Origin of the sequence: Actinosynnema sp. NPDC002837 (assembly GCF_040295345.1) — a bacterium.
Classification (GTDB): domain Bacteria; phylum Actinomycetota; class Actinomycetes; order Mycobacteriales; family Pseudonocardiaceae; genus Actinosynnema.
In genome coordinates, this window is sequence record NZ_JBEOVG010000158.1 from 1 (window position 1) to 10,479 (window position 10,479).

Annotated in this window: 5 protein-coding genes and 1 pseudogene; 3 read left to right on the top strand and 3 right to left on the bottom strand. The window is 72.6% G+C overall.

Annotation, left to right across the window (positions count from 1 at the left end; all coding sequences use genetic code 11):
- On the bottom strand, positions 1–1,121 hold a 1,121-nt coding region (locus ABTZ99_RS43740), incomplete at its 3' end, for a WXG100 family type VII secretion target (protein WP_499619038.1).
- A gap of 380 nt (positions 1,122–1,501) precedes the next feature.
- Between ABTZ99_RS43740 and ABTZ99_RS43745 the strand changes: the two are divergent.
- Positions 1,502–2,842: pseudogene (locus ABTZ99_RS43745) on the top strand (MFS transporter); the annotation flags it as partial.
- Here the strand turns inward: ABTZ99_RS43745 and ABTZ99_RS43750 are convergent.
- Positions 2,836–7,935, bottom strand: a complete 5,100-nt coding sequence (locus ABTZ99_RS43750) for a CHAT domain-containing protein (protein ID WP_499619040.1) — start codon at positions 7,933–7,935, stop codon at positions 2,836–2,838. The pseudogene ABTZ99_RS43745 and the gene ABTZ99_RS43750 sit on opposite strands and share 7 nt — an antisense overlap.
- 259 nt (positions 7,936–8,194) lie before the next feature.
- Positions 8,195–8,803 (bottom strand): TetR/AcrR family transcriptional regulator, encoded by a 609-nt coding sequence (locus ABTZ99_RS43755; protein WP_499619042.1) that lies wholly within the window; start codon positions 8,801–8,803, stop codon positions 8,195–8,197.
- A gap of 82 nt (positions 8,804–8,885) precedes the next feature.
- Between ABTZ99_RS43755 and ABTZ99_RS43760 the strand changes: the two genes are divergently transcribed.
- Together ABTZ99_RS43760 and ABTZ99_RS43765 are read left to right on the top strand one after the other, a co-directional pair.
- Positions 8,886–10,070, top strand: coding sequence for a DUF418 domain-containing protein (locus tag ABTZ99_RS43760; protein WP_499619044.1), 1,185 nt, complete (start codon positions 8,886–8,888; stop codon positions 10,068–10,070).
- Between the two features lie 43 nt (positions 10,071–10,113).
- The gene (locus ABTZ99_RS43765; RefSeq protein WP_498785749.1) at positions 10,114–10,443 is read left to right on the top strand and encodes a hypothetical protein; all 330 of its coding nucleotides are present in this window, start codon (positions 10,114–10,116) and stop codon (positions 10,441–10,443) included.
- Positions 10,444–10,479 lie beyond the last annotated feature (36 nt).

Sequence of the window (10,479 nt, forward strand, 5' to 3'; positions counted from 1 at the left end):
TCGGGGCTGCCGGGGTCGCGTCCGGGGCGGCTGGTCGGGGTGGGCACGTCGGTCGGGTCGCCCCGGCCGGGCCGTGACGCCGAGGAGGTCGTCGGATCGGTGGTGGTGCCGGAGGTGGTGGTGCTGTCGCCTGGACGGGTGGTCGGAGGCGTGCCGTTGCCGTTGCCGTTGCCGGTGTCCGCGGTGTCCGAAGTGGACGAGTCACCGTTGCCGGGAGAGCTGTTGCCGGAAGGGCTGCCGGAGGGGGTGTCGATGTCGGCCTTGCCGGTCTGCAGGAAGCCACCCGGCTTGATGTTGCCGGGGCTGAGCACGTCCAGCCCCGTGACCTTGCCGGCCAGTTTGCCGACCACCTTCATGATCTTCTCGAAGACCTCGACCAGACGCTTGAGCATCGGGGAGACCTTCTTGATGGTGTTGAGCAGGTCCTGGATGATCTTGGCGATCTTCGCGGCCCACTTCGAGATCGCGGTCACCGCCTGCGCCACGATCACCGGCGTGCCGAACCCCAGCGAGAACACCGCTTCCAACACCCACGCGATGAGCTTGCCCACCAGGTCGGCGATCAGGTCGCGCACCATCTCCCGCACGAACCCCACGACCATGCCCATCAGGCCCACGACCGTGCCCACCGTGCCCGCCGCCGACGCCGCGCCCGTCAGCGCGTCACCGTGCACCGCCGAATTGGCCAGGTAGGTCTCCGCCGCCGACCCGGTCCACCCCTCCGTGCCCCGCTGCACCCCGGACGCGTACTCCTCGGCGATCTTCCCGAGCTCCTCGGCGACGTTGTTCCACGTCGTGGAGTACGACTCGATCACCGGCGGGTTCCCGGCCAGCCAGTCCAGCATCTCCTTGAGCGGCTGCATGTGCTCCATCAGGAACGACGCCGCCGAGGACAACAACGTGCCGAACGGGTCGATCGCCATCGCCGCCGCGTCCGCCGCCAACCCGACCATGCCCAGGCCGGCCTCGACCCAGTTGCCGTCCTTGATCCCGTTGAACGTGTCCATCGCCGACTCCGCGATGGAAATACCGGTCGCCCACCCGTTGTCACCGGTACCCGCGTTGAAGAACGAACCCGACTCCGCCGGCGGCGCCTCGACCAGGGGGTTCTCGCCCGCCATCAGCCGACCCCGGACCCGATGGACCCGGCGGCCACAGCGGCCACGACGGCCACGACGGGCCGGATCGGCACGACGGACGCAGCGGACACAGTGGCACCCCCAACACAGTTGCTCGGCTCTACCGGATCATGACGCATTGGTCGCCAATATGGTTCCGCACCGCCGCGAGGATCTTGAATCCGGCCTCGAGAGGCACGGTGACCTGCACTTTTCTCGACTTGTCGAAAGTCACACGGCATCCCGGCCCAATGCGACGACGCGCGATCCGGCACGCCGGCGGCCGTGATCGTGGAACTCGTGGGAGCCACCGGCCCGTCGTCGTTAGTCTGATCATCTGCGACTACGGCGGGGGTGGCGGCATTCAAGGCGACGGTGTCGGTGTGGTGGCCGAGGAGGACGGGGCCGGGGCGTCGACGGCGCGCCGCGTCCGGGCGGTGCTGTCCATCGGACCGTTCCGGCGGCTCTGGGGCGTCACGTTCCTGTGCAGCGTCGGCGACTGGCTGTCGCTGCTGGCGTTGACCGGTCTGGTCACGAAGCTGGCCGCGGGGTACGGGTGGGAGGGGTTCGCGCTCAGCGCGGTGGTCCTGACCCAGCTGCTGCCCGGCGTGCTGTTCGCGCCGCTGGGCGGGGTGCTGGCCGACCGGTTCGACCGGCGCAAGGTGATGGTCGCCTGCGACCTGGCCCGCGGCGGCCTGTTCCTGTCGATCGCGTTCGTCGGCACGGCGTGGTGGCTGTTCGTGGCGAACTTCCTGGTCGGCTGCTGCGCGATGCTGTGGATCCCGGCCAAGGACTCGGCCGTGCCGAACCTGCTGCGCCGACCGGACCAGGTCGACACCGCCAACCAGCTCGGCCTGGTGATGACCTACGGCATCACCACGGTCACCGGGTTCAGCCTCTACTCGCTGGTCGCGGGCATCCCCGGCTACCTGGGCGTCCGGGACGGCGACCTGGAGTTCCGCATCGCGACGATCGCCGTCGTGGTCAACGGCCTGCTGTACCTGTCGTCCGCGGCCCTGATCGCGGTGCGGATCCCGGAGCTGTCCGGCCGGGCCGCGCCACGGGGCAGGCGAGGCGGCCCGGGCTTCCTGGTGATGATGCGCGACGGCCTGCGGTACGCGTGGCGGACGCCGCTGCTGCGCGGCCTCGTCATCGGCATGACCGGCGCGTTCGCCGCGGCGGGCGGGGTGATCGGCAGCGCCAGGCTCTACGCGTCGAGCCTGGGCGGCGGCGAGAGCGCCTACGGCACGTTGTTCATCGCGGTCTTCGTCGGGCTGGCGGCGGGCATGGCGATCGCGCCGAAGCTGTCCCGCCGGCTGACCTACAACCGGCTGTTCGGCGTCACGATCGTGGGCGCGGGCGTGAGCCTGGCCGTCGTGTCACTCGCGCCGCACCTGTGGTTCGCCCTGGTCGCGGTGGCCGTGGTCGGCGCGTGCGCGGGCATCGCGTTCCTCACCGGGCTCACCATCATCGGCACGCGGGTCGAGGACGCGATGCGCGGCCGGATGGTGGCGCTGGTCCAGTCGCTGATGAAGCTGGTCCTCGGCCTGTCGACCGTCCTCGGCCCGCTGCTGGTGACCCTGGTCGGCCCCACGGCCGTGACCCTCCTGGACCACTCGTTCGACATCGACGCCACCCGGCCGGTGCTCCTGGGCGCGGGCGCGCTCGCGGCCGTGGCCGGGCTGGTGTCGCACCGGCAGATGGACGACCGGCTGCTTCAGCCCTCGCCGGACGGTCGCTGACGTGGCGGGCTGACGATGCCGGTCAGGCCGTAGCGGTCGTCCACGTCCCGGAGGTTGAGCGTGACGCCGACGCTGCCGGGCTCGGCGAGGATCGGCTCGAAGCCGTCGAAGTCGACCTGGCGCCACGGCGAACCCCCGTCGTCGACGATCGGTCCGGTGAGGTCGTAGACCTCGCCGGTCTCCGGGTCGGTCCACTCCGACGGCAGCTCGGCGGCGAACCTCGCGGGCACGTCGAAGCCCATCTCCCGGTGCACGTCGAGGTCCCACACCCGCAGCACCCCGTCCCGGTCGCCCGCCAGCAACGTCGGGCGGCCGGCCACCTCGCCGAGGGCCACCGCGGTGATCCCCATGGCGACCCGGCCCTCGGTCAACGCGGGGCCGAGCTGATCACGCGTCCGCAGGTCCCACAGGCGGACCGCCTCGTCGTCGCCACCGCTGACCGCGACCGGCGCGCCGTGCAGCACGCCGAACGCCACGGCCTCGACCGGGTCCTCGTGCGCGTCGAAGTAGTCACCCAGCTCACGGTGTTCGCGCAGGTCCCACAGCTGCATCGTGTCGTCGCGGCTGCCGGTGACGGCGACGGGCGTGCCGTCCACCTCGCCGACGGCGACCGCCTCGACGTGGTCGTCGTGCCCGCGCAGCACGCCGACCTGCTCGTGCCGCTCCACGTCCCAGACCCGGACCGTGGTGTCCTCGCTGCCGCTGACCGCCACCAGGCGCCCGTCCACGACGCCGAACGCGATCGCCCTGATCACGGAGTCGTGGCCGGCGAGCGGCGGGCCGACCTGCTCGCGGCGGTCCAGGTCCCACAAGCGCACGGTGGAGTCGTAGGAGCCCGTCACGGCCAGCGCCCGCCCTTGCCACACCGTGCACGCCACGGCGGAGATCGCGGCGCGCACCCGCCACCGGTACGGCGCCACCACTTCGGTCACGTGCTCCCGCGTGGTCAGGTCCCACACGTCCAGACCGGGCCCGTGGCCCACGACCGCGACCGGCCGCCCGGCCAACGTGGTCACGGCCGCCGCGTGCAGGCGGTGACCGGAGCGGGTGAGCGGCTCGCCGACCTGCCGGTGCGTGCGCAGGTCCCACGTCCGCACGGCCTCCTCGTCCGCGGTGACGGCGAACGGCCGCCCGTCCAGCTCCACGAAGTCGGTGAAGCGGATGCCGCCGCGGTGATCACCCATCGCGGGCACGACCTGCGCGCCGAACAGCCGCGGCTCGCCGTCGGGCGGCGCTGCGCGCGGGCGTTGCCCGGCGTCGCGGTGCCTCATGGCGAGGATCGCGGCGAACAGCTCCGCGCTCGTCTCGTCCACGTCCCCGAACACACCGGGGTCGAGCCCGCCCTCCTCGGTCTGGTGGATGGCCGTGACGAGCAGTTCGCGCTGCTCGCGGTAGTCGGCCAGGGCGTCCTGACCGATCCGCAGGTTCTCCCGGGGCACCGAGACGACGTCGGCGAACAGCTCGGCCAGCTCCGCGTCGTCCGGGACCAGGATGTCGAGCACGACGCCCAGTCGCACACCGGGCACCTGCTCGACGGTGCGCACCATCTCCTCGAGCGAGCCGGGGAACAGGTCCGGCCCGTGCTCCAGCAGGTCCGACAGCTGCACGACGGTGGTGCCGCGCTCGGCGTGCGACGACGCGGCACGCAGCACGCTCGCCGCCGCGCGGTGCGCCGCGCACACCCGCCCGTGCTCGCCCGTGGCGGCCAGGTGGGTGGCGAGCAGGTCGTGGCCCTCGGCCAGCACCGAAGGGCTGGAACTCTCGTAGGAGTACCGCAACGCCGCCCGCGCCATGGCCAGCGCGTCCTCCGGCCGGCCGAGCGCGTCGCGCACCTTGGCCCGCAGCCGGAACACCTCGCCGAGCAGCACGGTGTCGTCGGCGTCCTCGAACACGGCCTGGCTGTGCCGCAGCACGTCCTCCGCCTCGTCGACGCGGCCCAGCGCCAGCAGCACCACGGCCGTGTCGAGCCGCGACCGCGCCCGCTCGTGGTCGGTCGCGCCACGCCGCACGTGCAGCGCGTCGATCCGCTCGCACAGCCCCAGCGCGACGTCCCAGTCGCCGAAGCGCGTGACCGCTTCCAACGCGGTGCTCAGCACCACGCCCCGCACGCTCACCGGTGTGGCGCGTTCCGGCTCGCCGCCGTCGTCGTCCAGCCCGTCGACCACCTCGACCAGCTCCACGGCCCGTGCCGCCGCCTCGTGGTGCCGTCCCATCCTGGTCAGCACGGTCAGCTCCACGCACGTGTCGGCGACCCGCGTCCACGGGCCGTACCCGGCGAGGTCGGAGTAGCCGGGCAACGCGCGCGCCAGTTCCAGCGCTCCTTCGAGGTCGCCGTGGTCGGTGAAGATCCGCGCGCACTCCGAGGTGGCGAGCGAGGCGATGTCGAACCGGGCGACCTCGACCCCGAGCCGGACGAGGTCCAGGAACATCACGGCCGCCGCCTGCGGATCGGTCCGGGACAGCAGCTTGGCGTACAGGGCCGTCACGGCGGGGCGTTCGCGGGCGTCCTCGTCGCGGTCGAGCATGTGGCGCAGGTAGCTCATCGCCCGGTTGGTGGTCTCCGGGGCGACATCGCGGTCGGTCGCCGTCTCCAGCATGTCGACCGCCTGCGCCCACCGACCGGTGCGCAGCAGGTACGGCGTGGCGGCCAGGCCGGACAGCACGATCACCTCACCGGAGCGGCCCTGCTCCTCCTCGGCGTGCGCGTGCTCGTACACCGCCGCCAGGCACTCGATCGTCTTCTCGTCGACCAGCGCGCCGAACGCCGGGTCGGCGCCCGCGCGGATCGCCTCGCCGACGCCGCGGTGCAGCCGGTAGACGTCCTGCGTCGGGTCGTCGCCCTCGACCTCCACCAGCACCGCGGCCATCAGCGGCGCCAGCGCCGCCTCCAGCGCCGGCGCGTCCTGCCCGTGCAGCTCCCGCCAGACCTCCTGCCACACCACGCGCACGATCCACGGCCGGCGCTCGTCCTCCTCGACGTGCGCCAGCAGCTCCACCAGCGTGCGGGCGGGCGCGGGCAACGTCGCCAGCACCGTGCCCGTCCACGCCGAGAGCAGCCGCAGGAACTGCGGACCGTCCAGCTCGCTGGCGCCCGTGGTGAAGAACGCGGTGACCGGCGTGTCGTGCCCGGCCGCCTCCGCCGCGGCCAGCGCCTCGGCGAGCCTGCCCGGTTCGGCCGCGGCGACGTCGGCCAGTTCGAGCAGCTCGGGGTGTCCCTGCGCGACGTTCAGCACGCGTCGGACCAGGTGGAGGTCCTCGGCGGAACGTGCGGTGGCGCGTTCGGCGGTGGGCTGGTCGCGCAGCGGCACGCCCAGGTGCGGCAGCTCGCGGGCCAGCAACACCGACTCCGCGATCGACAGCGCGTGCGTGGGCAGCACCACCACGAGGTCCGGGTCGAGGTCGGCGGGCGCCACCCGGCTGGTCAGCACGACCCGCGACAGGCCGCGGTGACCGGTGAGGCACTCGATCAGCAGGCCCCACAACGGGTCCCGCCACGTCGCGTCGCCCGACAGCAGCGTGTCGACGTTGTCCAGCACCAGCAGCACGACTTCCTCGCGCAGCACCGCCGCCAACCGGGGCAGGAACCGGCGCAGCTCCGCCTCGCCGGCCACCGCGTCGAGCATCGGGATGCCGAGCTGGGTCTCCAGCGCGGTGGCCAGGCCGACCAACGCCTGGCCGAAGTCGTCCGGGTGCTCGGGCGCCTTCCACCACGCCAACGCGCCGAACCGGCCGCGGTGCTGGTGCGCCAACTCCAAGGCGCACGCGGACTTGCCCGCGCCCACCATGCCGACGAACAGCACGCCCGTGCGCCCGCTCTCCGGCGCCAGCGCGGTGCTCGCCTCGACCAACGCCCGCGTGCGGCCGACGAACCGCTCCGGCTCGGGCGGGAACCACGCCATCCGCTCGGCGTACGGGTCGAGCACGACACGTCCCGGTGGCGGCGCAACGCACAGGCCCACGGTCCCGGCGCCGATCAGCATCGGCGTGCCGATGGACGCGGCGGGCACGGCGGCCGTCGGTCGTCCGCCCACCGCCTTGGGCAGCGCGAGCGCGACCGCCCGGTCCACCGGCTGGCCCGCGCCGAACAGCCTCGGGTACAGCTCACCGGCCAGCGCGACGGCGAAGCCGTCCGCCACGGGGTAGCGCATGGCCAGCGCCGTGATGCCCAGCTCCCGCACCAGACCACGTGCCAAGCCGACCTGGTCGGCCGTGCCGCCGTCGTCCGGCGCGACCTGCTCGGCCAGGTCGTCCAGCCCCAACGCGTGCAGCGTGGTCGCCGCCTCGGCCGCGCCGGACCGGCACGCCGACAGCACGGCCAGCTTCAACCGGTCGCGCGCGGGCCGCAGCAGGTCGACCAGCTCGTCGGTGGAGATCACGTCGGGCTCGCCGTCGGCCTGCTCCAGCACCAGCGCGCCGATCCCGCCGTGGCCGGACACGTGCAGCACGTCCCAGCCGGGGTGCTCCTCGACGGCCTCGGCGAGCCGTTCCCGCGTCACGCCGTACTGCAGCACCCGCAGCTCGATCGCCTTGCGGGACTTCGCCGCGATCGTGCGGACGGTCCGGGCCAGCTCGTACCGCTCACGGCGCAGTGCCAGGACCGACGAGCGGGCGGGCACGGAGAACAGCGCCAGCACCCGGACGCTGCCGGCCACGTCCTCCTTGCCGTCCGGCGGGTCGAGGCCGGCGGGTTCGTAGACCAGGCTGATCTGCTTGCGCGCCAACGGAACACCGTCGACCCGGGCCAGCTCCAGCGGCCGGGACAGCAGGAATTCCGCGTCGTGGGGCACGACCACCCGCACCGAGCCCGACAACCGGGACAGCAGCGCGTCGCCGAACACCCGCTCGCTGATCCACGCGCTGACCCGGTCGACGGCCGCGGCCTCCGAGCCGATCGGGTCGTGCGGCAGCCGGTGGCGGTCCAGGTGCCCGACCAGGTCGCAGAACGCCTCGTACTCGGCGGTGCCCACCTCGAGGTCCACCTGGTGATCGGCCAACACCCGCCCGGACCGGTCGCCGAGCACCCACCGCCACCGGTGGGGCCCCGCGACCTCGACCGCGGTGAGCGTCTGCGTCACGTCCCTGCCCTCCGCCGCGGAAAACCAGAGCGGGCCACACCTTTCCCCGGCCTCGCCCCGAAATCGTAGTCACGTCACGCGGAGCTACCGCGACGTCGTCAGCGCGCGTCCTCCACGCGGGCGAGCACTCGCGACCCGGCCCCGGTGAACGGCGCTCGGGTTGCCGGCGAACGGCCGGGTCCGGGATCACGCGCGGTGACAGCGTGGGCTTGTGCGGTGGAGCCACTTGGTCGCGGCGCCGTCAGGTTCCGAAGGACACTCAGGATTCGACGTCGTCCACGTGGCGCAAGAGTCGGCTGAGGACCAGGTGCAGGGTCTCGCGTTCGCGCTTCGGCTCGAAGCCGGCGTCCACCGCCACGCGGTTGAACAAGCCGTCCACCAGGGCGGCGAGCCAGGTGGCGGTCGTGCTCGGGTCCAGCCCGGGGTCGATCAGGCCTGCCCCGGTCGCCCGGTCGACCAGGTCGGCCAGGCCGGACCGCACCAACCGGTCGTTGGACGCGACCAGGGCGGCGATCCGTTCGTCGCGGTGGGCCTGGGCGGCGATCTCGAGGGTGAGCCGGGCGTAGTCCGCGTCGGCGGCCAAGCCGACCGCCAGGTCGAAGAACGTCGTCAGCGCGTCCCACGGCTCGGCGGTCGACAGGTCGGCGAACAGGGCCTCGGTGTCGGCGCCGTCCTGTTCGACGACCGCGGCGAAGATGTCCTGCTTGCTGTCGAAGTAGTAGAACAGGTTGCCCGAGCTCATCTCCGCCTCGGCGCAGATGTCGGCCGTGCGGGTCTGGCCGAACCCCTTGCGCGCGAAGCACCGCGCCGCGGCCGCCAGGATCCGGAGTCGCTTCGCCTCGCGCTTGGCTGGGTCGACGGTGCGCATGGGCCGATTCAACCAGCGGGGTTGACGGTGGAGGTGACGGGACCCAATATTAGACCGACTACTCGGTTTATGAAAGGGTGCCGTGACTACTCAACCCCGCATCGAGCGGTTGGACGCGTTGCGCGGGTTCGCGCTGTTCGGCATCCTGGTTGTCAACGTGTGGGCGTTCGCGACCGGCTACTACGCCTCCGGAATCGCCGATCCGGCACGCGACCCGGCCGTCCAGTGGATCGTCTCGATGTTCTTCGAGACCAAGTTCTACCTGCTGTTCTCCTTCCTCTTCGGCTACAGCTTCACGCTGCAGATGGATGCCGCCGCGCGGCGGGGCGTCGCTTTCCGGTCACGGATGCTGCGCCGGCACGTCGCGCTCGCGTCGATCGGCGCCGCGCACGCCGTGCTCCTGTTCCACGGCGACATCCTCGTCACCTACGCCGTGCTCGGCCTCGTCCTGCTGGCGCTGCGCGGCACCACCCCGAGGCGCGCGGTCCGGCTCGCGGTGGGTCTGCTGCTCGTCAGCGGCACGGTGTGGACCCTGCTGGGCGTGCTCGACGTGCTCACCCACACCCCGGTCGACGCCACCGTGATGTCCGCGCGGGTCGCCGAAACGGTGGCCGCCTACCGGGGAACCGCGGCGACGGTTGTCGCCGAACACCTGCGCCAGTTGCCCGGCACGCTCGAACTCGTCGTGTTCGTGCAGGCTCCGAGCACCCTGGCGATGTTCCTGCTCGGGTTCGCGGCGGGCAAGTCGCAGGTGCTCGCCGAACCTCGGCGCTACCGGGCACTGTGGTCGTGGCTGCTGCGCGCCGGCTTGCCGATCGGGCTCGTCGGGGCCGGCTTCTACGCCTACGTCGCGGTGAACCACCCGGGGAGCGGCGCCGAGACCCTCGCGATCGGGGTCACCGTCCTCACCGCGCCACTCCTCGCCGGCGGGTACGTGGCCGCGCTGCTGCGCCTGTTCGACACCCGCGTCGCAGCCGTGTTCGCCCCGGCGGGCCGCGTCGCGCTGTCGAACTACCTCCTGCAATCGGCCATCTTGGGCGTTGTCTTCACCGCCTACGGGTTCGGCCTGGTGGGCACGCTGTCCTACGGTGCGGTAGCCGGGCTCGTCGTCGGCATCTACGCGGTCCAGCTCGCACTCAGCGCGCTGTGGCTCCGCGGCCACCGCTACGGGCCGCTGGAATGGCTCCTCCGCGCGGTGACCACGGGCGCGTGGCCGGCTTCGCGTCCGGTCGAGCGGGCGGATCCCCGGCTCACGCGCCGGACGTGACCGCCTGTCCGGTCGAGGCCGCGATGATGTTCAACTGTCCGCCATGTCGCACCCGGAAACTCCTGTGCCGCAACCGTCGCCGCCCCGGCCACCGGCGACGACCGATCAATCCCGGCCCGGCCACGGCCTGCTGGCCACCGCGATCCTCGTCGCCGGTATCGGTGGAGGCCTGCTGGCGTGGCACCCGTGGGACAAGCCGGTGCCGGAGCCGGCCAAGGACCCGGGACGCATCACCATCCAGAAGGTCGGCGAGCAGCGCGAGGCGGGCAACTCCGACCAGACCCGGCCGGTCTACTGCCTGACCAACGAGACCGGCGGCCTGTACTGCGTCGTGATGCCCAACCAGTACACCGGCATCCAGGAAGAACGCTGAGCCGCCGGCCGCGCGATCGAACCCACTCGCGCGGCC